23 protein-coding genes and 3 tRNA genes are annotated in these 22379 nt (G+C 66.3%); 8 read left to right on the forward strand and 18 right to left on the reverse strand.

Annotated features, from left to right (window positions below):
- Positions 1-52: 52 nt before the first annotated feature.
- From AC5Y46_RS11635 to cobG, 3 genes are read right to left on the reverse strand one after another with little or no spacing between them, the layout of a single operon-like run.
- Complete coding sequence (locus AC5Y46_RS11635; RefSeq protein WP_499991147.1) at positions 53-1534, reverse strand: precorrin-2 C(20)-methyltransferase; 1482 nt, start codon at positions 1532-1534, stop codon at positions 53-55.
- The gene (locus AC5Y46_RS11640; protein ID WP_499991149.1) at positions 1531-2157 is read right to left on the reverse strand and encodes a precorrin-8X methylmutase; all 627 of its coding nucleotides are present in this window, start codon (positions 2155-2157) and stop codon (positions 1531-1533) included. The genes AC5Y46_RS11635 and AC5Y46_RS11640 overlap by 4 nt, the downstream gene beginning before the upstream one ends.
- Before the next feature lie 9 nt (positions 2158-2166).
- Positions 2167-3258 (reverse strand): precorrin-3B synthase, encoded by a 1092-nt coding sequence (gene cobG, locus AC5Y46_RS11645; protein WP_499991152.1) that lies wholly within the window; start codon positions 3256-3258, stop codon positions 2167-2169.
- A gap of 63 nt (positions 3259-3321) precedes the next feature.
- Here cobG and AC5Y46_RS11650 point away from each other — a divergent pair, with 63 nt between their 5' ends.
- Positions 3322-3993 carry an alpha/beta hydrolase gene (locus tag AC5Y46_RS11650; RefSeq protein WP_499991153.1) on the forward strand — a complete coding sequence of 224 codons (672 nt, stop codon included), beginning with the start codon at positions 3322-3324 and terminating at the stop codon, positions 3991-3993.
- 54 nt (positions 3994-4047) lie between these two features.
- Here the strand turns inward: AC5Y46_RS11650 and AC5Y46_RS11655 are convergent, their stop codons facing one another.
- Positions 4048-4881, reverse strand: a complete 834-nt coding sequence (locus AC5Y46_RS11655) for an SDR family oxidoreductase (protein WP_499991155.1) — start codon at positions 4879-4881, stop codon at positions 4048-4050.
- A 95-nt stretch (positions 4882-4976) separates the two neighbouring features.
- On the opposite strand from AC5Y46_RS11655, the gene AC5Y46_RS11660 reads away from it, so the two are divergent.
- Positions 4977-6494, forward strand: coding sequence for a molybdopterin-dependent oxidoreductase (locus AC5Y46_RS11660; RefSeq protein ID WP_499945142.1), 1518 nt, complete (start codon positions 4977-4979; stop codon positions 6492-6494).
- A gap of 5 nt (positions 6495-6499) precedes the next feature.
- Here the strand turns inward: AC5Y46_RS11660 and AC5Y46_RS11665 are convergent, their stop codons facing one another.
- A complete protein-coding gene (locus tag AC5Y46_RS11665) occupies positions 6500-6700 on the reverse strand; it encodes a hypothetical protein (RefSeq protein ID WP_499945144.1) in 201 nt (66 codons plus the stop codon).
- Between the two features lie 56 nt (positions 6701-6756).
- Between AC5Y46_RS11665 and cobN the strand changes: the two genes are divergently transcribed.
- The gene (cobN, locus tag AC5Y46_RS11670; protein ID WP_499945145.1) at positions 6757-10332 is read left to right on the forward strand and encodes a cobaltochelatase subunit CobN; all 3576 of its coding nucleotides are present in this window, start codon (positions 6757-6759) and stop codon (positions 10330-10332) included.
- A 115-nt stretch (positions 10333-10447) separates the two neighbouring features.
- Here the strand turns inward: cobN and AC5Y46_RS11675 are convergent, their stop codons facing one another.
- The 13 genes from AC5Y46_RS11675 to AC5Y46_RS11735 form a co-directional block, all read right to left on the reverse strand.
- A complete protein-coding gene (locus AC5Y46_RS11675) occupies positions 10448-11734 on the reverse strand; it encodes an IS110 family RNA-guided transposase (RefSeq protein WP_499991157.1) in 1287 nt (428 codons plus the stop codon).
- 315 nt (positions 11735-12049) lie between these two features.
- The gene (rplA, locus tag AC5Y46_RS11680; RefSeq protein WP_499991158.1) at positions 12050-12760 is read right to left on the reverse strand and encodes a 50S ribosomal protein L1; all 711 of its coding nucleotides are present in this window, start codon (positions 12758-12760) and stop codon (positions 12050-12052) included.
- 78 nt (positions 12761-12838) lie between these two features.
- The gene (rplK, locus tag AC5Y46_RS11685; RefSeq protein ID WP_463825760.1) at positions 12839-13270 is read right to left on the reverse strand and encodes a 50S ribosomal protein L11; all 432 of its coding nucleotides are present in this window, start codon (positions 13268-13270) and stop codon (positions 12839-12841) included.
- Positions 13271-13311: 41 nt separating this feature from the next.
- On the reverse strand, positions 13312-14022 hold the full coding sequence (nusG, locus tag AC5Y46_RS11690) for a transcription termination/antitermination protein NusG (RefSeq protein ID WP_499944371.1): 711 nt from the start codon (positions 14020-14022) through the stop codon (positions 13312-13314).
- Positions 14023-14053: 31 nt separating this feature from the next.
- Positions 14054-14539, reverse strand: coding sequence for a preprotein translocase subunit SecE (secE, locus tag AC5Y46_RS11695; RefSeq protein WP_499944370.1), 486 nt, complete (start codon positions 14537-14539; stop codon positions 14054-14056).
- A 147-nt stretch (positions 14540-14686) separates the two neighbouring features.
- Positions 14687-14759: transfer RNA gene (locus AC5Y46_RS11700), tRNA-Trp, on the reverse strand.
- A 117-nt stretch (positions 14760-14876) separates the two neighbouring features.
- A complete protein-coding gene (hadC, locus tag AC5Y46_RS11705) occupies positions 14877-15377 on the reverse strand; it encodes a (3R)-hydroxyacyl-ACP dehydratase subunit HadC (protein ID WP_499991160.1) in 501 nt (166 codons plus the stop codon).
- Between the two features lie 3 nt (positions 15378-15380).
- The gene (hadB, locus tag AC5Y46_RS11710; protein ID WP_499944368.1) at positions 15381-15809 is read right to left on the reverse strand and encodes a (3R)-hydroxyacyl-ACP dehydratase subunit HadB; all 429 of its coding nucleotides are present in this window, start codon (positions 15807-15809) and stop codon (positions 15381-15383) included.
- On the reverse strand, positions 15796-16272 hold the full coding sequence (gene hadA, locus AC5Y46_RS11715; RefSeq protein ID WP_499991162.1) for a (3R)-hydroxyacyl-ACP dehydratase subunit HadA: 477 nt from the start codon (positions 16270-16272) through the stop codon (positions 15796-15798). Before hadA ends, hadB begins: the two co-directional genes overlap by 14 nt.
- 42 nt (positions 16273-16314) lie before the next feature.
- Entirely contained in the window at positions 16315-16482 is a 168-nt protein-coding gene (rpmG, locus tag AC5Y46_RS11720) for a 50S ribosomal protein L33 (RefSeq protein WP_036352522.1), read from the reverse strand.
- 45 nt (positions 16483-16527) lie between these two features.
- Positions 16528-16601 (reverse strand) — tRNA-Met (locus AC5Y46_RS11725).
- Positions 16602-16638: 37 nt separating this feature from the next.
- Positions 16639-16711: transfer RNA gene (locus AC5Y46_RS11730), tRNA-Thr, on the reverse strand.
- A 99-nt stretch (positions 16712-16810) separates the two neighbouring features.
- Complete coding sequence (locus AC5Y46_RS11735) at positions 16811-17026, reverse strand: type II toxin-antitoxin system VapB family antitoxin (protein WP_499944366.1); 216 nt, start codon at positions 17024-17026, stop codon at positions 16811-16813.
- An 87-nt stretch (positions 17027-17113) separates the two neighbouring features.
- Here AC5Y46_RS11735 and AC5Y46_RS11740 point away from each other — a divergent pair, with 87 nt between their 5' ends.
- The 5 genes from AC5Y46_RS11740 to AC5Y46_RS11760 all read left to right on the forward strand — a co-directional run bounded on the left by AC5Y46_RS11740 (position 17114) and on the right by AC5Y46_RS11760 (position 22379).
- The gene (locus tag AC5Y46_RS11740; RefSeq protein ID WP_499944365.1) at positions 17114-17830 is read left to right on the forward strand and encodes an MBL fold metallo-hydrolase; all 717 of its coding nucleotides are present in this window, start codon (positions 17114-17116) and stop codon (positions 17828-17830) included.
- Positions 17831-17946: 116 nt separating this feature from the next.
- Positions 17947-18780 (forward strand): DUF8453 domain-containing protein, encoded by an 834-nt coding sequence (locus AC5Y46_RS11745; protein ID WP_499991164.1) that lies wholly within the window; start codon positions 17947-17949, stop codon positions 18778-18780.
- Between the two features lie 36 nt (positions 18781-18816).
- Positions 18817-19512: a crotonase/enoyl-CoA hydratase family protein gene (locus AC5Y46_RS11750; RefSeq protein ID WP_499991165.1), complete on the forward strand. Its 696-nt coding sequence runs from the start codon at positions 18817-18819 to the stop codon at positions 19510-19512.
- Positions 19513-19566: 54 nt separating this feature from the next.
- On the forward strand, positions 19567-21903 hold the full coding sequence (locus AC5Y46_RS11755) for a molybdopterin oxidoreductase family protein (protein WP_499991167.1): 2337 nt from the start codon (positions 19567-19569) through the stop codon (positions 21901-21903).
- On the forward strand, positions 21900-22379 hold the full coding sequence (locus AC5Y46_RS11760; RefSeq protein WP_499991169.1) for a hypothetical protein: 480 nt from the start codon (positions 21900-21902) through the stop codon (positions 22377-22379). Before AC5Y46_RS11755 ends, AC5Y46_RS11760 begins: the two co-directional genes overlap by 4 nt.

Genomic DNA, 22379 nt, shown 5'->3' on the forward strand with positions numbered 1-22379 from the left:
CATTTCATGCTGAAATGAGGTGTTTTTGCGTCTGCTCGCGAGGGGTCCGCAGTTAGCCGGGATACCGCCGCAGCGTGAAAACCCGATCACCTGAATGTGTTGTCTGCCAACGGGTTTGCGACGACCCGATGATCAGCAGGCAGCGCATGTCCACCTCGTCGGGGTTCAGGTCGGCCAGCCGGACCACCCGCACCTTTTCGTCGGGGCCGGCCACGTTGCGGCCGATCACCACCGGCGTGCAGGGTTCGCGATGCTCGAGCAACAGATCACGCATCGCCCCGACCTGCCAGGTCCGCGACTTCGATGCCGGGTTGTAGATGGCCAGCACCAGGTCGGCCGCGGCGGCGGCCCGCAGGCGCGCGGCGATCACGTCCCACGGCTTGAGCCGGTCCGACAGCGAGATCACCGCGTAGTCATGCCCCAGGGGAGCCCCGACGCGGCTGGCGACCGCCTGCGCTGCCGTCATCGCCGGAATCACCCGGACCGGCACGCCCGGCCACTGCTCGGCCTCCTCCAACACGGCGGTGGCCATCGCGAACACCCCCGGATCCCCCGAGGACACCACCGCCACCGAGTGCCCCTGCTCGGCCAGCGAACAGGCCAGCCGGGCCCGCCCGGGTTCGTCGGTGTTGTCGCTGGGATGGCGGCGCTGTCCCTCGCGCACCGGCACCCGATCCAGGTAGTTACCGTAGCCGATCAGATCGGTCGCCGCGGCCAGTTCGCGCCGGCTCTGCGGTGTCATCCAATCGGAGCCGCCCGGGCCTAGACCCACCACGGCCACCGAACCGGTGGCGGCGGAGGCGCCATTGCGTCGCCGCCCCCCGGGCAGCATGGCCAGTGAGAAATACGGCACGCTGGTCTCGTCGACGTCGGCGGCCGGCAGCACCCGCTGCCCGGGCGTGCTGGCCCGTTCCACATAGAACGTCTCGTCCAGCCGGCCGGCCACCGAAAGTGCCTGCCGCACATTACGATACGAGCGTCCGAGCTTGAGGATCACCGCCGCGTCGGCGTCGGCGAGCCGGCGGGTCAATTCAGCCACCGGCAGGGTGCCCGGCAGGATCGACAGCACCTCGTCGCCGGCCACCAGCGGGGTGGCGACGGCGGCGGAGGCGGCGCTCACCGACGTCACACCGGGCACGATCACCGCATCGAAGCGCTCGGTGAGCCGGGTGTGCAGATGCATGTAGGAGCTGTAGAACAGCGGGTCCCCCTCGGCGAGCAGCGCCACATTGCGCCCGGCGGCCAGGTGCGCGGCGATGCGCTCGGTGGCTTCGACATAGAAATGCTCCAGCGCGCCCGCGTAGCCACCGGGGTGATCGGTCGTCTCGGTAGTGACCGGGTAGACCAGGTGCTCCTCGATCTGACCGGGCCGCAGATAGGGCTCGGCGATACCGCGCGCGATGCTGCGACCGTGCCGCGCGCTGTGATAGGCGACCACGTCGGCGTCACCGATCACCCGCGCGGCTTTGACGGTCACCAGTTCCGGATCGCCGGGGCCCAGCCCGACTCCCCACAGCGTGCCCCGGTCGGTCATTCGCGTTCGGTCGCAATCGCATTGACCGCCGCGGCGGCCATCGCGCTGCCGCCGCGACGGCCGCGCACCACCAGATATGCCATGCCGCGCGGGTTTTCGATCAGCTCTTCCTTGGACTGCGCGGACCCGACGAAGCCGACCGGTCCGCCAAGCACCGCGGCGGGCGGCGGGACCCCGTCGTCGAGTAGTTCGAGCAACCGGAACAGCGCGGTCGGGGCATTGCCGATGGCGACGACGGCGCCAGGCACTCGTTCGGCCCACAGTTCCACGGCGGCCGCCGATCGAGTGGTCTGCCGGCGGGCGGCGAGCTCGGGCGCGCGTGGGTCGGCCACCAGCGAGACCACCTCGTTGCCCGCGGGCAGGCGCGCGCTGGTGATCCCGGCAGCCACCATCGACGAGTCGCACAGCACCGGGGCGCCCTGGCGCAACGCGGCGCCGGCGCGGACCACGACATCATTGGTGAACGCCACGTGTTCGACGACGTCGACCTGCCCGCAGGTGTGGATCAACCGCACCACCACCCGCTCGACGTCGCCGGGGAACCGGGTCAGGTCGGCTTCGGCGCGGATGGTCGCGAACGACTGCCGGTAGATCTCCGCGCCGTCGCGGATGTAGTCGAGCACCCGCCCACCTTAAGACCTCAGTACGCGATACCCCGTCCCGGTGGCGACCAGCACCTCCCCGGTTGGCGGGCTGCCGCACGCTCGTTCGCATCCGACGAAGTGCCGGTGCACGGTGCAGGTCTCGTCCAGCGCCCCTGCCGCGTCGGCGCGCACATCGACACTCGAGTGCGCACAACCCGGGCTGCCGGTACACGCGCTGACATTCAGCCACGGCGAGTGCTCGTCGAACACCAGGCCCAGCGGCGCCAGCACGCGCAGCGCGGCGTCGGCCACTTCGTCGCTCAGATCGCACACCAGCACCGACCGCCACGGTGTGATCACCATCGGCGCCTCGATCGCGCCGAGGAACTCCGCGATGCGAGCGGGCAGCACCCCGAGAGGGACCCCCGCGCCGAGCGCGACCCGTCCGTCGTCCTGGGGGAGCCAGCCCACCGGCGGTTTGGTCACCGGGGCGAACTCAGTGCCCAGTGCGACGCCGGGAAGCAGCTTCGCCAGGTTGTCCAGTTCCGTTATCCGCCAAGACTTTCCGCGGATCTCCACGAACCGCACTGCGAGCCCGATCAGCTCGTCGATGACGTCGTGCAGACGCATACCGGTGTCGCGCCCGGCGACCAGCAGCGCCGGACCGTCCTCGGCGACGATCACACCGACGTCGGCGCGCAGACCCGACACGTCACCACGGCCGTCGTCGATGCTGAACAAGAACCGGCCACCCAGTCCGGCGAGCCGGGGTTCCCCGCAGATCGCCGCGTCCAGTTCGGCGATCCACGGTCGCACGTCGGCGTTACCGCCGGCCCGACCGGACAACGGTGACGCCACGATATTGCGGACCCGTTCGTGCGTTTCCGACGGCAACAGCCCGGCTCGGGCGACCGCGTCGGCCACCGCGTCCACATCGGCGACCGCCCGCAACTGCACATTGCCGCGGGCGGTCAACTCCAACATGCCCGAGCCGTGTTCCACCGAAAGCCGGGCCAACGTGGTCAACTGCTCGGCAGTAATGATGCCGCCGGGCAGCCGAACCCGCACCAACGCGCCGTCGGCGGCCGGGTGCACCTGCAATGCGCCCGGACACGCGTCGAAGTCGCGGGTTCTGGCCACCCAACTACGGTACGACTTCGGCGGCACGGTTTGGAATCAGACTTCTCGGGCACACCGGTGTCTGTGCGAACGCAGGAATATGCCCCCGGTCGGCTGGCCGACGTGTTCGGTGACCCGGCTCAACCGCTGGTGCTGCTCTGGCACGGCATGCAGACCGATGCCCGCGCCGCGGTCCGCCCGCTGGCCGGCCTGATCGCCGGCCACGGCGCCGCGGTGGTCGCCCCGGATTGGAACTCACACGCTGACGACGGTGGCCGCGCGGATCTGTTGCGGTCGCTGGACTTCGCCCGTCAACACGGCAACGACACCGAGGGCATCGTGCTGGTGGGCTGGTCCCTGGGTGGAGCCGCCGCCGCGGGCCTCACCCTCGACGGCGCCCGCCGCGATCTTGCTCTCGCACATACGGTTTGCCTGGCCGGCGCATTCATGGCACCGGATCCGATCACCGGTCGGGTGTTGACCGAGGAGCTGCCGTCCGACCATATCGGCGCGCCTTTCACGTTGCTGCACGGCGTCGCTGACGATGCCGTACCGGTCGCGGCCAGCAGAGACTTCGCAGCCGCACTGGAACGGATCGGATGGCCGGTGGACCTGGCTGAGCTGGCGGCCGATCACGGCTCGATCGCCGGCGCCGAATACGACGCCGCCGCCGACCGGTACGTGCCGGGTCACGGCGAAGAGACACAGCTGGTGGCACGGGAAGTCGCCGAGCGCATCGCGGCGACGCTGAAGTGAAGTAGTCGACCGCCGTGGCCGCCGGCTGGGGGTTGTCCCGGAAGTGCCTGAAACTCAGGAAGTCCCGGTCCGCTTTGCATAACCCCGGCGCTTGTCGGCCTGCACGTCGCTGGTGAACACCCGGTCGGTGCCCAGCACGCGCCCCATCGCTTCGGCCAGCGGACGCGGCATCAGCCGCTGCTGCAACGACACCATGATGCCCATCGACCGCGGAATAACCACCCGCGCTTCGGGTTTGGTGATGACGCTGACCACCGCCTGCGCCACGTCCACCGGCTCGGCGTTCTTGAATCCTTTCGCGTGCCCGATGCCGACGATCATCTCGGTGTTGGTCAGCGTCGGCATGATCGACGAGAACTGCACGCCGCTGCCCCGATTCTCCAGCCGGACGGAGTCGGTGTAGCCGAGCACCGCGTGCTTGGTGGCGCAGTAGGTGGCGATGCCCTCGGCCGGTAACACACCACCCAGCGACGCGATGTTGACGATGTGACCGCGACGACGCGGCAACATGCGCTGCGCACCCAGCTTGGTGCCGAGGATGACGCCGAACACGTTGACGTCGAGCAGCCGGCGGGTGACGTCGTCGTCCTCCTCCACGGCGCTGCCCACCGCGATCACGCCGGCATTGTTGACCAGGACGTCGATCGGCCCCAGCCCGTTCTCCACCGCGTCGAGGAATTCGATGAACGACGCGCGGTCGGTGACGTCCAGGTGACGCGAGACCGTCAACCCCAGCCGGTCGCCAGACTCGGTGACGGCTGCGTCGTCGATGTCTCCGATCGCCACCTTGGCGCCTGACCGCTGAGCGGCGGTCGCGATGGCCAGACCGATTCCGCGAGCGCCGCCCGTAACAGCGACGACCTTCCCGGCAAGAGACTCAGTGTGCATCGCATCAGCGTACGGTCCCGCTCACCCGGACCGCGCCCGATTCCGCTGTCCTGCTGCACCGCAAAGGTTTTCCAGTCGCGAGTAGAGTAGCTGCGATGGCGACGGCCTCGTGGAATGAACGGATGATCGCCGGGGTCGCCTCGGCCGCGGTGGCTCTCGGTGTCGCCCAGCTGCTCTGCATTCCGTTCGGCGGACGGGCCGACGCCCGCACCGCGGTCGGCTCGGCGGTGATCGACCTGACGCCCGGCCCTGTCAAAGAGTGGGCGATACAGACCCTCGGCACCTTGGACAAGCCCTTCCTGGCGGTGGTCGTGCTGATCGTGGTTGCCACGATCGCAGCGTTGGCCGGGACCTTGGAGACGCGACGACGCCCGATGGGCAGCGCGGTGCTGGTGGTGCTCGGCGTCCTCGGCTGTGCGGCGGTGTTGTCGCGGCAGGGCGGATCGGCGCTGGACGTCATCCCTACCGTCGTGGGTACCGCTTGCGGCGTGGCGGTCCTGCGCGCGCTCGCCCGTCGGTCCTGGTCCGATTCGGAAGATGCACCTGATGCCGGCCGGCGCAGACTGGTCATGCTCGGACTGCTGGGCTTTGGAGTCGTCAGCGGAGTCGCCGGAGCCTTCTTCACGCGGTTGGCGCATTCGGTGACCGCTGACCGCAAGACCTTCGCCCTGCCGCGAGCGCGCACCACGGCACCGCAGATACCGCCCGACGTGCAGCCGAAAGGTGTTGCGCTGCCGAGTTTCATCACTCCCAATGCCGAGTTCTACCGAATCGACACGGCGCTCGCGGTGCCGCAACTCAGCCGCGGCGACTGGAGGTTGCGCATCCACGGCATGGTGGACCACGAAACCACCTACAGCTTGGAGGATCTCGCACGCTTTGACGTCGTCGATACCGTGACGACGCTGACGTGCGTATCCAATCCGGTTGGCGGAGATCTGATTTCGACGGGACTGTGGACGGGCTACCGGCTGGCCGATCTGCTGGCGGCGGCCGGTGTGCACAAGGACGCCGACATGGTGCTGTCCACCTCCATCGACGGGTTCACCGCCGGTACGCCGGTAGAGGCGGTGACGGACGGCAGGGAGGCGCTGCTGGCGGTCGGCCTCAACGGGGTGCCGCTGCCCGTCGAGCACGGCTACCCGGCGCGGCTGGTGGTGCCCGGACTCTACGGCTTCGTGTCGGCCACCAAGTGGGTCGTCGATCTGGAACTGACCCGCTTCGACAGGGCCAAGGCGTACTGGACCAGGCATGGCTGGGCAGCGCGTGCGCCGATCAAGACGCAGTCGCGCATCGACGTGCCGAGAAGCGGTCAGCAGGTGCCGATCGGACCCGCGGTGTTCGGCGGGGTGGCATGGGCGCAGAATCGTGGTGTTCGAGCCGTGGAAGTCCGCATCGGCGATGGCGATTGGCAGTCCGCCGAACTGGGCGCAAGCTATTCCAACGAAACCTGGCGGCTGTGGAGCTTCCGGTGGCAGGCGAAAAGCCCCGGGCGGCAGCAGATTACCGTGCGAGCCATCGACAACACCGGCGCCGCGCAGACCGACGACCGGGCCGATCCCGTCCCCGACGGCGCCACCGGCTGGCACTCGGTGAACTTCACCGTGGCCTGAAAGCCTTACTTCGACGACAGTTTCCGCCAACTGAAGACCGCGATCACCACACCGATCAACGCCGTGATCGGACCGATGACCGACCACGTCGTGGTGTTGCTCATCGGGCTGCCGCCCAGCACTCCGAAGCCTTGCAGCGCCCAGATCAGGCCGAAGAGGGCCACGATCAATCCGACGGCGAACATGACGACGAAACCCCTGCTCATGCCTGGACCCTACGCGCCGATTCGGTGGACTGATCGCCCTGCGGTACGAATGGGGAGTGGCTGAGCCGACCATCCTGCTGTTGTCGACGTCCGACACCGACCTGATCACCGCCCGTTCCACCGACAAGAACTACCGGTGGGCCAACCCGGCGCGGCTCGCCGAGGTCGAGTTGCCCGACCTGCTCGAAGACGCCGACATCGTCGTGGTGCGCATCCTCGGCGGCTACCGGGCGTGGGAGGACGGCATCGCCACGGTGCTGGCCAGCGGCGTGCCCACCGTGCTGGTCAGCGGTGAGCAAGCCGCCGACGCCGAGCTGACCGGACGGTCCACCGTGGCGGCCGGGATCGCCGTGCAGACCCACATCTACCTCGCGCACGGCGGCGTGGAGAACCTGCGCCAGCTGCACGCCTTCCTGTCCGACACCGTGCTGATGACCGGCGTCGGCTTCACCGAACCGGTGGCGACACCGACCTGGGGCGTGTTCCAGCGCCAGGATGCGGGAAACCCGGACGGCCCCACCATCGCGGTGCTCTACTACCGCGCGCAACAGCTGGCCGGCAACACCGCCTACGTCGAGGCGCTGTGCGAGGCGATCGAAGACGCCGGCGGCAAAGCGCTGCCGGTCTACTGCGCGTCGTTGCGCACCGCGGAATCCGAACTGCTGGCCAAGCTCGCCGAATCCGACGCGATGGTGGTCACCGTGCTGGCAGCCGGGGGAACCAAGCCCGCGGAGGCGGCGGCCGGTGGGTCGGATGACTGCTGGAACGTCGAACACCTTGCCGCACTTGACGTCCCGATCCTGCAGGGACTGTGCCTGACCAGCCCGCGCGACCAGTGGCACACCAACGACGACGGTCTGTCGCCACTGGACGTGGCCACCCAGGTCGCGGTGCCCGAGTTCGACGGCCGCATCATCACGGTTCCGTTCTCGTTCAAGGAGATCGACGACGACGGCCTCATCTCCTACGTCGCCGACCGCGAGCGCTGCGCCCGGGTGGCCGGCCTGGCCATCCGGCATGCTCAGTTGCGACGTGTCGACCCGGCCGACAAGCGCGTCGCCGTCGTGTTCTCGGCCTACCCGACCAAGCACGCGCGCATCGGCAACGCGGTCGGCCTGGACACCCCGGCCAGCGCGGTCGCATTGCTGCGGGCCATGGGCGATAACGGGTATCGCGTCGGCGAGCTGCCCGGCGTCGCAGCCGGCGACGGTGACGCGCTGATCCACGCACTGATCGAACGTGGGGGACAGGATCCGGACTGGCTCACTCAGGGCCAGCTGGAAGGCAACCCGATTCGGGTGTCCGCCAAAGACTACCGCGACTGGTTCGGCACGCTGCCCGCCGAGCTCACCGACGCGGTGACCCGCCACTGGGGCGCCCCGCCCGGTGACCTGTTCGTCGACCGCAGCAGCGACCCCGACGGCGAAATCGTCATTGCCGCAATTCAATCCGACAACCTGGTGCTGATGGTTCAGCCGCCGCGCGGATTCGGCGAGAATCCGGTGGCGATCTACCACGACCCCGACCTGCCGCCCAGTCACCACTACCTGGCGGCATATCACTGGCTCGATACCGGCTTCGGGGCGCACGCCGTCGTGCACCTCGGCAAACACGGCAACCTGGAATGGCTGCCGGGCAAGACGCTGGGCATGTCGGCGGCCTGCGGATCCGACGCCGCACTGGGCAACCTGCCGCTGATCTATCCGTTCCTGGTCAACGACCCCGGCGAAGGCACCCAGGCCAAGAGGCGGGCGCACGCGGTGCTGGTCGACCATCTCATCCCGCCGATGGCCCGCGCCGAAACCTACGGTGACATCGCCCGTCTGGAACAGTTGCTCGACGAGCACGCCAACGTCGCCGCCCTGGACCCGGGCAAGCTGCCGGCCATCCGGCAGCAGATCTGGACGCTGATCCGGGCCGCCAAGATGGACCACGACCTGGGTCTGACCGAGCGCCCCGCCGAGGACACCTTCGACGACATGCTCCTACACGTCGACGGCTGGCTTTGCGAGATCAAGGACGTGCAGATCCGCGACGGCCTGCACATCCTTGGCCAAAAGCCAACCGGGGAAGGCGAACTCGACCTGGTGTTGGCCATCCTGCGGGCCCGCCAACTCTTCGCCGGCGAACACGCGCTGCCCGGCTTGCGGCAGGCGCTCGGGCTGGCCGAGGACGGCAGCGACGAACGCGTCGCCGTCGACGAGGCCGAAAGCGCGGCACGAGAATTGGTGAGCGCCCTACAGAAGGCGGACTGGGACCCAGCGGCGGCCGACCGGCTCACCGACAACCCCGACGTCGCCGCGGTGCTGCGGTTCGCCGCCACCGAGGTGGTGCCGCGGCTGGCCGGCACCTCGGCCGAGATCAACCAGGTGCTGCGGGCACTGGACGGCCGGTTCATCCCAGCCGGGCCGTCGGGCTCTCCGCTGCGCGGACTGATCAACGTGTTGCCCACCGGACGCAACTTCTACTCCGTCGACCCCAAGGCGGTGCCATCCCGGCTGGCATGGGAAGCCGGTGTGGCACTGGCTGATTCGCTGCTGGACCGGTACCGGTCCGACCACGGGGAGTGGCCCCGGTCGGTGGGCCTGTCGGTGTGGGGCACGTCGGCCATGCGCACCTCCGGTGACGACATCGCCGAGGTGCTGGCCCTGCTCGGCGCGCGGCCGGTCTGGGACGACGCGTCGCGGCGCGTGGTGGACCTGACCCCGATCCCGTTGAGCGAGCTGGGCCGACCGCGCATCGACGTCACGGTCCGCATCTCCGGGTTCTTCCGCGACGCGTTCCCGCATGTGGTGACCATGCTCGACGACGCCGTGCGCCTGGTCGCCGCCCTGGACGAACCCGACGAGGACAACTACGTGCGCGCGCACGCCAGCGCCGACCTCGCCCTTCACGGCGACCAAAGATGCGCCACCACACGAATTTTCGGGTCAAAGCCGGGCACCTACGGCGCCGGACTGCTGCAACTGATCGACAGCCGTAACTGGCGCGACGACGCCGACCTGGCGCAGGTCTACACCGCGTGGGGCGGATTCGCCTACGGCCGCGGATTGGAAGGCCGGCCCGCCACTGAAGACATGAACCGCCAGTACCGGCGAATCGCGGTGGCGGCCAAGAACACCGACACCCGCGAACACGACATCGCCGACTCCGACGACTACTTCCAGTACCACGGCGGCATGGTGGCCACCGTGCGGGCGCTGACCGGTCAGGCGCCGGCGGCCTACATCGGCGACAACACCCGGCCCGACGCCATCCGCACCCGCACGCTGTCGGAGGAAACCACCCGGGTCTTCCGCGCCCGCGTCGTCAACCCGCGCTGGATGTCGGCGATGCGCCGGCACGGCTACAAGGGCGCGTTCGAGATGGCGGCCACCGTCGACTATCTTTTCGGCTACGACGCCACCGCCCACGTGATGGCCGACTGGATGTACGAGCAACTCACCGAGCGCTACGTGCTCGACCCGGAGAACCGCAAATTCATGACGGAGTCCAATCCGTGGGCGCTGCACGGCATGGCCGAGCGGCTGCTGGAGGCCGCCGGGCGCGGCATGTGGGCCGAGCCGCGGCAAGACACTCTAGACGGGCTGCGTCAGGCACTGCTGGAAACCGAAGGCGACCTCGAGGGCTGACCCCGGGACGCGCGAGCAGACGCAAAAGCCCCCATTTCGTGCCGAAATGAGGGGCTTTTGCGTCTCACTCGAAAATAGAGGTGACCACGGCTGGTGAGTGGCTAGGTGGTGATGGTTAGGCGACGGTGGTGCGTGGTTCGAGAGTGACGTCGTACCCCAGGTTTTGGAGTTGTTTGATCGCTTTGGCTTTGGCGCGTCCGGTTTGGTGTCGGGTGTAGTAGTCGGTGCCGGGTTCTTGGTAGAAGGTGCCGTTGGTGAGCATGTTCCAGGCGGCGATGAGCATCTTGTGCTCGATGGCCACGGTTGCTGTCATGGTTTGGATGGAGCCCGATCGGGAGGTGTTCTTGCGGGCTTGGGTGGGTCTTCGTTGGCCGGCGATTCGCCGGTATCGGGCAGCGATGTAGGTATTTTTGGTGCGTGCGGCCGATAGCGCGGCGATGCCGAGGGCGCCTTTGAGGTGCCGATTGCCGGGTCGGGGGTGGGCGGATTTGACCCGGCCTGCGGACTCGTTACTGCCGGGCACTACCCCGGCCCAGGACGCAAGATGACCGGCTGAGGGGAACACGCTCATGTCGGCGCCGGCTTCGGCGATGAACACATCAGCGACCACCTGAGACCAGCCCGGGATACTGATCAGCAGGTCCCGGGCGTACTGAAAAGGTGCGATTTGCTCCTCAATGCGGGCATCGAGTCGTGCGATATCGCTGCTGTGGGCATCGATACGGTCCAGGAAGAGCCGGGCCATGAACGCGTGATGTTCGGTGAAGCGCCCCTGCAAGGCCTGGGTCAATGCCGGGATCTTTGCGCGCAGCCCGCATTTGGCCAGGTCAGCTAGAACCGCCGGGTCGCGCTCACCGTCGATCAACGCTTCGAGCATGGCTCGTCCGGAGACCCCGACGATATTGGAGGCCACCGCCGAAAGTTTGATCGCAGCGTCTTCGAGAAGCTTTTCCAGACGCTGGATCTCTTTGGTGCGCTCGCGGGTGATGACGGTGCGACTACGCGTCAGATCACGCAATATCCGGATCGCAGGTGGGGGTACAAATGAAGCCCGCACCAGTCCGTGCGCCCCCAGATCGGCCAGCCACGCCGCATCAGAGACATCGGTCTTGCGGCCCGGCACATTGCGGGCAGCTTTGGCGTTGACCAGCATGATCGAGTGTTGATCTTCGAGCAGATAGAAAAACGGCTTCCAGTAATCGGAGGTCGACTCGATCACCACACAGCTGACCTTCTCAGCCGTCAGATACGCGCCCAACGCCAAGATCTCACCCGACGTCGAACCCCACGTCGTCACCTTCGAAGTGGTGGCGCGTCGGCCCTGGCCCTGGATACGGATGCAGACTTTGGCGTCTTTCTTCGACACATCAATACCCGCACACCGCTGGTGCATCACTTCCATAATCAATCACCACTCACATCCAAAGTTGTTGCAATGGAGAGTGTTTCGGGGAATGCAAACAAATACAGGAGTCTCACTCGCGTGCTCAAGGCAACAATCCACGGCCCCCGCACCAACCACGGGGGAGCACTCCAACCACAAGCTGCTCGGCGTGCTCGCCGGCAACACAGACGCAACAGGGTTACCGAAACACCCCTCTAGCGTCAACCCGGACCAGCGCTAACGCAACCGCCCGACCAAGCCGAACCACACCGCAGAATTTTCATCCTCCACGGCGGGGCGCAGCCCCCTGGTTAGCTGCTCGCGCAGAAAAACCTACCCCTCGGCGGTGAAGTTGCGCGTGATCGACGGGTCCACCGGGATGCCGGGGCCCGTCGTGGTCGACACGGTCACCTTCTTCAAGTAGCGCCCCTTGGACGACGACGGCTTGTGCCGCAGCACCTCGTCCAGCGCGGCGCCGTAGTTCTCGGCCAGCTTCTTCTCGTCGAACGACGCTTTGCCGATGACGAAGTGCAGGTTGGCCTGCTTGTCGACGCGGAAGTTGATCTTGCCGCCCTTGATGTCGCTGACGGCCTTGGCGACGTCGGGCGTGACGGTCCCGGTCTTGGGGTTGGGCATCAGGCCACGCGGGCCCAGCACCCGGGCGATACGCCCCACCTTGGCCATCTGGTCGGGGGTGGCGATCGCGGCGTCGAAGTCCAGGAAGCCGCCCTGGATCTTCTCGATCAAGTCGTCGCTGCCGACAATGTCAGCCCCCGCGGCGACGGCAGCATCGGCCTTCTCACCGACCGCGAACACCGCGACCCGCGCCGTCTTACCGGTGCCGTGCGGCAGGTTCACCGTGCCGCGGACCATCTGGTCGGCCTTGCGCGGGTCGACGCCGAGCCGGATCGCCACCTCGACGGTTGCGTCCTGTTTGGTCGACGACGTCTCCTTGGCCAGCTTGGCCGCCTGCAGCGGGGTGTAGAGGTTGCTGCGGTCCACCTTCTCGGCGGCCGCGCGGTATGCCTTGCTGTTCTTGCTCATTGACCTGTCCAATCTGTGTTGGGTTCGTGGTTGATCGGGCCGAAGCTGGCCCTCCCACGCGTTCTGCTGTGTCGAGAACTATTCGACGGTGATGCCCATCGACCGGGCGGTGCCGGCGATGATCTTGGCGGCGGCGTCGACGTCGTTGGCGTTGAGGTCGGTCTTCTTGGTCTCGGCGATCTCGCGGACCTGGTCCCAGGTGACCTTGGCGACCTTGGTCTTGTGCGGCTCCGCCGAGCCCTTCTGCACACCGGCCGCCTTGAGCAGCAGCTTGGCCGCGGGCGGCGTCTTCAACGCGAACGTGAAGCTGCGGTCCTCGTAGACCGTGATCTCCACCGGGATCACGTTGCCGCGCTGGTTCTCCGTCGCGGCGTTGTACGCCTTGCAGAACTCCATGATGTTGACGCCGTGCTGGCCGAGCGCGGGACCGACCGGCGGGGCAGGGTTGGCCTGCCCGGCGGTGATCTGCAACTTGATCAGCCCGACGACTTTCTTCTTCTTCGGGGCCATGAGTGTTCTACGTTCCTTCCTGAATTCGATTGCCCGGCGGGCTAGATCTTGGAGACCTGGCTGAAGGTCAGCTCGACCGGTGTTTCGCGGCCGAAGATGGAGACCAGCACCTTGAGCTTCTGCTGTTCGGCGTTGACCTCGTTGATGGTGGCCGGCAGCGTGGCAAACGGCCCGTCCATCACCGTCACCGATTCGCCGACCTCGTAGTCGACCTCGACGACCGGACGCTCCAGACCGCCCGTTTCCGCAGCTGCGGCGGTGCTGGCCGCGCCCTTGGCGGCCTTCTTGGCCGACCCCGGCGGCAGCAGGAACTTCACCACGTCGTCCAGCGACAGCGCCGACGGGCGCGACGTCGCGCCGACGAACCCGGTCACGCCCGGTGTGTTGCGCACCGCGGCCCACGAGTCGTCGGTGAGGTCCATCCGCACCAGGATGTAGCCGGGCAGCACCTTGCGGTTGACCTGCTTGCGCTGGCCGTTCTTGATCTCGGTGACCTCTTCGGTGGGCACCTCCACCTGGAAGATGTAGTCGCCGACGTCGAGGTTCTGCACCCGGGTTTCGAGGTTGGCTTTCACCTTGTTCTCGTAACCCGCGTAGGAGTGGATGACGTACCAGTCGCCGGGCTTGGCGCGCAGCTCCGCTTTGAGCGCGGCGGCCGGGTCGACCTCCTCGGCCGGAGTCGCGGCGTCTTCCGGGGCCTCCTGCACGTCGACCGCCTCACCCGCGGACGTGTCACCGTCGAAGGTAGTCACGGTTTTCAGTCCTCTCTATTACTGGAAAGTCTCAGCCGAACACCAGCAGCACGAGCTTGCTCAAGCCCAGGTCCGCGCCGGATACCAGCGCAACCATGAAGGCCAGGAAGATCAGCACCACCGAGGTGTAGGTGAGCATCTGCTTGCGGTTGGGCCAGATCACCTTGCGCATCTCGGCCACAACCTGCTTGAGGTAGTTGTAGACGAAAACGAACGGGTTGACCGTGCTGGACGAACCGGCCTTCTTCGACTTCTTGGCCTTGTCCTTCTGAACCGACTTACCTTTGGCAGTCTTGCCGGTGTCTTTCTTGCCCGACTCCTTCTTGGCGAGGTCGACCGCGGTTGACTCGTCGTCGCCGTCTTCGTCGACCGTCACCGCGCGCTGACGGGACCGCTTGCCCGTCGGCCGTTGCGGCCGCGCCGCCGCCTTGGTCACCACGGCCGTACGACCACCGCTGTCGTCGGTGTCACCGCCGTCGCTTGCGGCGTCGTCGGCAACGTCGCCTTCGTCGCTCACCGCACGCTCCTTCGTTCGTCTGCTGTCCCGCGGGCCGTGCCTCGCGGATGGCCACTCTTCCCAGTGTCCACCATGGCACGACACCCCTCCGGTCCGGCTCCTCCTCAGGCCATGCCGGCCTGCGTCGTCACCAGACGCGTCGTTCAGCAGGGGCGACAGGACTTGAACCTGCAACCTGCGGTTTTGGAGACCGCTGCTCTGCCAGTTGAGCTACGCCCCTTTGCGGGCTTACACGACTCGCGCGCTCCCCGTTCGGTACTGCGAACCGACGGACAGCGCGCTGGTGATGGGAAAACCCGAGGTCCGAGTGTACATCCACGCAGGTCCCAGATACTAATTACGCGGTCCTGACGACCTGGCCCGATTCCTTGTCCCATTTGAGCTGAATCGAGTTGTCGCCTTCGTGGCCCATCAGGGTCGTGTATGCCTCCAAGACCAGAACTCCATCCTGGTTGTGACAGAAGTTCCTGGTGACCACGATGTCGGCGCCGAACCGCTCGTTGACCGATTCGATGCGCAGGCTGCCATAGAGCTTGTCGCCGACCCGCACCGGCGTGTGGTAGACGAACTTCTGGTCGACCTGCACGATCTGCATGGTTTCGAATCCGACGTCGACATTGCGGAAGAAGTCGTCCTGGATGAGCTTCGCCAGGATCGTCACGAAGGTCAGCGGAGCAATGATGTTGTCGTAGCCGAGTTCCGCGGCCGCCTCCTCGTCGAAGCTGGCCGGGTGGTCGCATTTGGTGGATCGGGCGAACTGACGGACCTGCTCACGGCCCACTTCGAAGTAGTCGGGGTACTCGAACGTCATCCCGCGGATGTCGGTCTTGAGTGCCATCCGCTATGCCAACTTCGCCGAGGCGATGGCCCGGCCGAAAATCTTCTTGCCCCCGGTGGTGGCCGTCAGGGCGATGGTCACCGACTTGCTCTCCGGGTCGACGGACTTGATCCGGCCGCTGAACACCAGCTCGGCGCCCTTGCCGTCGTTGGGCACCGGGACGATCGCGGTGAAGCGCACGTTGTATTCGGTCACGGCACCGGGATCCCCGACCCACGAGGTGACGTAACCGCCGCCGATTCCCATCGTCAACATGCCGTGCGCGATCACGGTGTCCAGCCCCACCACCTTGGCGATCTCGTCGTCCCAGTGGATGGGGTTCAGGTCACCAGACACCCCGGCGTAGTTGACCAGGTCCTGGCGGGTCAGCGGGTAGGTCCGCTCCGGGAGCTGGTCACCCACCTGCACCGAACTGAACTCACGCAGAGCCATCAGAAAATCCCTCTCCGTCCTCGCCGGCGCGACCCGCCAGAGTTGTGTAAGTCTCCTGAACGATCTCACCGGCTTCGTTGGTGATGATGTTCTTGGTCACGATGATTTGCGTACCGTGCGCCTCGCGTACTGAATCTACGGTGACATCGCAATAAAGCTTGTCGCCCGCCACGATCGGACGCTCGAATTTCAGGATCTGGTCGATCTGCACGATCTTCTCGTCGGAGATCGCGATATTCGCGTGATCGAAGAAGGCCGACTGGGCCTTGTACCCGAAGACGCAGATGAAGGTCAGCGGGGCAGCCAGGCCCGAGTAGCCCAGTTCGGCGGCGGCTTCCTCGGTGAAGAATGCGGCGTCGTCATTCTGAACCGCGACGGCGTACTCGCGGATCTTCTCCCGTTCGACCACGTAATGGTCGGGGTAGCGATAGTGCATCCCGACGATGTCTGCGCTCAACGGCACGGCTTTTGAACCTAACTACTCAGATTGTGGGCACCTGCGCAGTTACCGCGTCTCGCGGTGGCCCTGATGCTTGCCGCAATTCGGGCAGAATTTCTTCAGCTCGAGCCGGTCCGGGTCGTTGCGGCGGTTCTTCTTGGTGATGTAGTTGCGGTGCTTGCACACCTCGCACGCCAGGGTGATCTTCGGCCGGACGTCGGTACTGGAAGCCATGAGTTTTCTCTCTCGAATCTCTTTCGAAGTCCCAATGTTGTCTTGTAGCGATGGCCGGACTCGAACCGGCGACCTAACGATTATGAGTCGTTCGCTCTAACCGACTGAGCTACATCGCCTCTGGTACGTGCCGTCCGCCTTGCTCGGCGTCCGCCGAGCCCCCTAACGGAATCGAACCGTTGACCTTTTCCTTACCATGGAAACGCTCTACCGACTGAGCTAAGGGGGCCGTCACCCGTAGCGACCAGTCGTGCGGGTGCGCTTCAAGGGCTCAAGAGAGGGTACAACCTGGCGCACAACGTCACCAAACCGCCGGTCGGCGACGGGGTCAGACGGAGCCGCTGCTCGGGTGCAGACGCCAGGCACCCATGTCGCTGAACTCGTCGTATTCTTCGTCCTGCGGTTCGTGCTCCATGTTGTCCGCGTCGTCGAGCAAAGCCTTCAGCGCGAGATAGACCGCTTCGCGCGCGTCGGCCAGGTGGTGCTTGTGGATGACCTCTTGCAGCAAAGAGTCGTCAACCACGATTTCGACCCTCTTCAGCATGTACCAACTTTACTCACTACGCAGGTGCCCCGCACCTGGTTGAAGGCCAGGTTGAGCCGCATTTCCGGCGCCCCATACCCTGGTGACGTGCCTGACTCGGAACGCCTCTATTTCCGCCAATTGCTCTCGGGTCGCGACTTCGCCGCCGGCGACCCGATCGCCGCCCAGATGCGCAACTTCGCCTACCTGATCGGTGACCGTCAGACCGGTGACTGCGTCGTGGTCGACCCGGCCTACGCCGCAAACGATCTGGTCGACGCCTTGGAAGCCGACGGCCTGCATCTGTCCGGAGTGTTGGTGACGCACCACCACCCGGACCACATCGGCGGCTCGATGATGGGATTCGAGCTCAAAGGTCTGGCCGAGTTGCTGGAGCGGGTGAACGTGCCGGTGCACGTCAATACCCATGAGGCGCTGTGGGTTTCCCGGATCACCGGCATCCCGATGACTGACCTGACCACCCACGAACACCGGGACAAGATCAGCATCGGCGACATCGAGATCGAGTTGCTGCATACACCGGGTCACACACCGGGCAGCCAGTGTTTCCTGCTCGACGGACGGCTGGTCGCCGGAGACACGCTGTTCCTGGAAGGGTGCGGGCGGACCGATTTCCCCGGCGGCGATTCCGACGAGATGTATCGCAGCCTGCAGCAGCTCGCCACGCTCCCGGGTGACCCGACGGTTTTCCCCGGGCACTGGTATGCGGCGGATCCGAGCGCCGCGCTGTCGGAGGTCAAACGCACCAACTACGTGTACCGCCCCGCCAACCTCGACCAATGGCGGATGCTGATGGGCGGCTGACCACTCCGGCGAACACAGAGAATTATTCTGTGCACGGTCGATAGGTCTGGCAGCAATACACAGGAAGCCCCTCTACGATCATCACAGCTATATTCGGCGAGCGGAGGGCGGATTCCATGGGGTGGGTCCAAGGCAGCTGGCACGGGATCGAGGACGTGGAGTCCAGCACCTGGCTGGCGTGGGCCGCGTGGGCGGCTCTGGCGCTGGGCGTCGCCGCGCTGATCTTCACCCACCGGCAACTGCAACGGAACCGTGCCCTGGCCGCCGAGAAGACCAGGCCCTACGTCGGCATGTTGATGGAGCCGCACGTCGCGGACTGGCACGTCATCGAACTGGTCGTGCGCAATTTCGGGCGCACCGCGGCCTACGACGTTCGGTTCAACTTTCCGCACCCCCCGACTGTCGCCGAGTACGAGAATGCTTCCGACGGCTACGCCGACGTGGTGGAGCTTCAGCTGCCCCGGGAGTTGCCGACGCTGGCTCCCGGCCAGGAGTGGCGGATGGTGTGGGATTCGGCGCTGGACCGCGCCGAGATCGGCCACGGCGTCGAGTCCCGCTTCGAAGGCACGGTGACCTACTACGACCGTCCCGAGTCGCCGCGCGGCTGGAGGTTCTGGCAGCGGGACCGGCGCCCCCTGCAGACCAAGGTGGTGCTGGACTGGGATGCGCTGCCGCCGGTTCAGCGCATCGAGTTGATGACGACGCACGACCTGGCCAAGCGGGAGAAGCAGAAGCTGGAGTTGCTGCGCAGCCTGCTGACCTACTTCCACTACGCCAGCAAGGAGACCCGCCCGGAGGTGTTCCGCGGCGAGATCGACCGCATCAACCGCGCCGTTCAGGAAACCCAGGACCGGTGGCGGACCCGGCAGCTCGACGAGCCCACCGACGTCAGTCTGCGCTGGGGCGACGCCGAGAACGAGCTGGGTAAGCACCGCAGCCAGCGCGTGTAAGAATCGACCCCGTTGCCCGCAGCGAAGGAGTCACCCATGAGCGGTCCGGTCGTCTACACCCACGACCAATCGATCGGGGTGATCCGGATGGACGACGGCAAAGTCAACGCACTGGGTCCCGGCATGCAGCAGGCCCTCAACGACGCCATCGACCAGGCCGACAGCGACAACGTCGGGGCGCTGGTGATCACGGGCAACGAGCGGGTGTTCAGCGGCGGATTCGACCTGAAAATCCTGACGTCCGGTGAAGCGCAGCCCGCAATCGACATGCTGCGCGGCGGATTCGAGCTGGCGTACCGGCTGCTGTCCTACCCCAAGCCGGTCGTGATGGCCTGCACTGGCCCGGCCATTGCGATGGGCGCGTTCCTGCTGTGCTCCGGCGATCACCGAATTGCCGCCCACGCCTACAACATTCAGGCCAACGAGGTCGCCATCGGGATGGTCATCCCGTGGGCCGCTTTGGAGATCCTGCAGTTGCGCCTGACGCGCGCGGCTTACCAACAGGCCACCGGCCTGGCCAAGACATTCTTCGGGGAGACCGCGCTGGCTGGCGGGCTCATCGACGAGATGGCGCTGCCGGACATGGTGGTCGCCCGCGCCGAGGAAGCCGCGCACGAATTCGCCCGCCTCAATCAGCAGGCTCATGCCGCGACCAAGTTGCGTGCCCGCAGGGACGCGCTCAAAGCGATCCGTGCCGGCATCGACGGGATCGAGAAGGAGTTCGGGCTCTGAGCTAGACACCCGGCTGCAGCGTTTCGACCACCCGCCGCCGGGTAAGCGTCCGTCATGGCGGTGGATCGCATTGCCGACCCATGGGGAACGCGGACTCCGTACGGAGCGGGCGAGCAGTGGCCTGAGCGCTTCGACGAATTCCTCGCCCCCGGTGTCGGGTCCGTGGACCGTTGGGTGCAGTCCGCAGCGGTGTTGCATTCCAACGGCGACGGCCTCGACATCGCTGTCAAGGACGATCGCATGGTCGGGGTGCGGGGCCGGGTGGCGGACCGGGTGAACCGCGGCCGGCTGGATCCGAAGGATCTGTTCGGTTGGCAGGCCAACGCCTCGTCAGACCGGCTCACCACTCCCCTCGTGCGCGTTGGCGGCCAGTTGCAGCCCACCGACTGGGACACCGCGATGGAGCGGATCGTCGCGCGTAGCAAGGAACTTCTGAATGAGCTGGGGCCCCGCGCGATCGGCTTCTACACCTCCGGGCAGCTCTTTCTCGAGGAGTACTACACGCAGGCGGTGATCTCGCACGCGGCGATCGGGACTAACCACGTCGACGGCAACACCCGGTTGTGCACCGCCACGGCCGCTGAGGCCCTCAAGGAATCGTTCGGATGCGACGGGCAGCCAGGTTCGTACGCCGACGTCGACCACGCCGACGTCATCGCGCTGTTCGGTCACAACGTCGCCGAAACACAGACCGTGTTGTGGGCACGGATGCTGGATCGACTGGCCGGATCCGACCCGCCGGCGATCGTGTGCGTCGACCCCAGGTGCACTCCCGTCGCCGAGCACGCCACCGTCCATCTGGCGCCGCTGCCCGGCACCAATGTCGCGCTGATGAATGCGCTGTTGCACGAGATCCTTGCCCACGACTGGGTGGACCACGACTACATCGCCGCGCACACGGTCGGTTTTGACGAGCTGCGTCGCCGGGTGGCCGAGTTCCCGCCAAGCCGCGCGGCCGAGATCTGCGGTGTCGAAGCTGATGACATTCGTTGTGCTGCACGGCTTCTCGGTACTGCCGACCGACTGCTTTCCACGGTGTTGCAGGGCTTCTACCAGTCCCACCAGGCCACGGCTGCCAGCGTTCAGGTCAACAACATCCATCTGGTGCGAGGCATGCTCGGGCGGCCGGGCTGCGGGATTCTGCAGATGAACGGGCAACCCACTGCGGAGAACACCCGCGAGTGTGGTGCCGACGGCGACCTCGCCGGGTTTCGCAATTGGGCGAACCCCGATCACATCGCCGAACTCGCCCAGCTCTGGAACGTCGAGCCACAACAGATTCCGCACTACGCGCCGCCCACGCACGCGATGCAGATGTTTCGCTTCGCCGAAGAGGGCACGTTGCGCATGCTCTGGGTCACCGCGACCAACCCAGCGGTGTCTCTGCCGGAACTGGCACGCATCCGCACGATACTTTCCCAGGACCGGCTGTTCCTCGTCGTCCAGGACATCTTCTTGACCGAGACCGCCGAACTGGCCGACGTGGTGTTGCCGGCGGCGGCCTGGGGCGAGAAGACCGGGACCTTCACCAATGCCGACCGGACCGTGCACATATCCGAAAAGGCCGTCGAGCCACCAGGTCTGGCCCGCTCGGATCTGGACATTTTCCTGGATTACGCGCGGCGCATGGACTTTCGCAACAAAGACGACCGGCCACTGGTCTACTGGAATGACGCCGAATCGGCGTTCGAGGCTTGGAAGAAGTGCAGCGCGGGTCGTCCCTGTGACTACACCGGCCTCACATATACCAAACTGCGCGGCGGCAGCGGAATCCAATGGCCTTGCAACGCAGAGCATCCCGACGGGACCGAACGTCTCTACTGCAACGGGGAGTTCTGGGCAGACCCGGGATACTGCGAGGCCTACGGGAAGGACCTGATCACCGGCGCACCGTTGGAACCCACCGAATACCGGGCCATGAACCCGTACGGCAAAGCGATCATCAAGGCTGCGGAATACATTCCGCCGCACGAGAAGCCGTCCGGCGACTATCCGTTCGTGCTGATCACCGGACGCACCGTCTACCACTTCCACACCCGCACCAAGACCGCACGGACACCGGAACTTCAGCGTGCCGCACCGGAGGTCTGGGTAGAGATCTCCGAACCCGATGCCCAGCATCTGAGCATTCAAGAAGGTCAACTCGTCGAAGTAACCACAGCGCGTGGCTGCATCATTTGCGCCGCCCGGATCGGGCGGATCCGTCCGGGCGTGCTGTTCGTGCCCTTCCATTACGGCTACTGGGACGCGGGCGGCCAGGGCCACCACCGAGCCGGCAACGAACTCACCCTGACCGATTGGGACCCGGTGTCCAAGCAACCCATCTTCAAGACCGCCGCAGCACAGGTGCAGGCATGCCGACCGGCAGATCGACAGGCAGGTCGACGATGAAACTCAAGTTGGCAATCCGTGAACTGCACCGCTCGGAACGCAGACTGGCGCGCACGCTCAACGGCATCGCGGCACGGCACCGGTCCGATCAGGACATCTCTCATCTGGCGCAAGACCTCGCCGGCTGGTCCCAGAGCCATCTGCGGGCGCTGGCCGAGCACGGCCGTCACTACGGCGTGCGACTGTCCGCGACGCCGCGCACCTCAGCCCTCGCCGGCCGGTACCAGTCCGCACTGAGTGAGATGTTGCGACACCGCCCCGAACCCGCACTGCTGCTCTTGGCTGAACTGCGCCACGTCCACCGATTGGCCGCAGGAGTGTCCCTCGACTGGGAACTGCTCAGCCAGGCGGCCCAGGCTGCCAAAGACGAGGAACTGCTGGACGTGACCTCGCGGTGCCATCCCGAGACGTTACGGCAGATGCGCTGGGCGAATGCGATGCTCAAGGAGCTCTCACCGCAGATTTTGACGAGCTGA

The sequence above is a fragment of the Mycobacterium sp. NGS59 genome (genome assembly GCF_059812345.1).

Bases quoted from the DNA above. Each gene is read 5' to 3' on its own strand.
- AC5Y46_RS11655 (WP_499991155.1), bottom strand. From the start codon at position 4,881: ATGCACACTGAGTCTCTTGCCGGGAAGGTCGTCGCTGTTACGGGCGGC.
- hadB (WP_499944368.1), bottom strand. From the start codon at position 15,809: ATGGCTCTGCGTGAGTTCAGTTCGGTGCAGGTGGGTGACCAGCTCCCG.
- AC5Y46_RS11735 (WP_499944366.1), bottom strand. From the start codon at position 17,026: ATGCTGAAGAGGGTCGAAATCGTGGTTGACGACTCTTTGCTGCAAGAG.
- AC5Y46_RS11755 (WP_499991167.1), top strand. From the start codon at position 19,567: ATGGCGGTGGATCGCATTGCCGACCCATGGGGAACGCGGACTCCGTAC.
- rpmG (WP_036352522.1), bottom strand. From the start codon at position 16,482: ATGGCTTCCAGTACCGACGTCCGGCCGAAGATCACCCTGGCGTGCGAG.
- AC5Y46_RS11660 (WP_499945142.1), top strand. From the start codon at position 4,977: ATGGCGACGGCCTCGTGGAATGAACGGATGATCGCCGGGGTCGCCTCG.
- rplA (WP_499991158.1), bottom strand. From the start codon at position 12,760: ATGAGCAAGAACAGCAAGGCATACCGCGCGGCCGCCGAGAAGGTGGAC.
- AC5Y46_RS11675 (WP_499991157.1), bottom strand. From the start codon at position 11,734: ATGGAAGTGATGCACCAGCGGTGTGCGGGTATTGATGTGTCGAAGAAA.
- rplK (WP_463825760.1), bottom strand. From the start codon at position 13,270: ATGGCCCCGAAGAAGAAGAAAGTCGTCGGGCTGATCAAGTTGCAGATC.
- AC5Y46_RS11635 (WP_499991147.1), bottom strand. From the start codon at position 1,534: ATGACCGACCGGGGCACGCTGTGGGGAGTCGGGCTGGGCCCCGGCGAT.
- AC5Y46_RS11665 (WP_499945144.1), bottom strand. From the start codon at position 6,700: ATGAGCAGGGGTTTCGTCGTCATGTTCGCCGTCGGATTGATCGTGGCC.
- hadC (WP_499991160.1), bottom strand. From the start codon at position 15,377: ATGGCACTCAAGACCGACATCCGCGGGATGACGTTCGAGTACCCCGAC.
- AC5Y46_RS11745 (WP_499991164.1), top strand. From the start codon at position 17,947: ATGGGGTGGGTCCAAGGCAGCTGGCACGGGATCGAGGACGTGGAGTCC.
- AC5Y46_RS11750 (WP_499991165.1), top strand. From the start codon at position 18,817: ATGAGCGGTCCGGTCGTCTACACCCACGACCAATCGATCGGGGTGATC.
- AC5Y46_RS11760 (WP_499991169.1), top strand. From the start codon at position 21,900: ATGAAACTCAAGTTGGCAATCCGTGAACTGCACCGCTCGGAACGCAGA.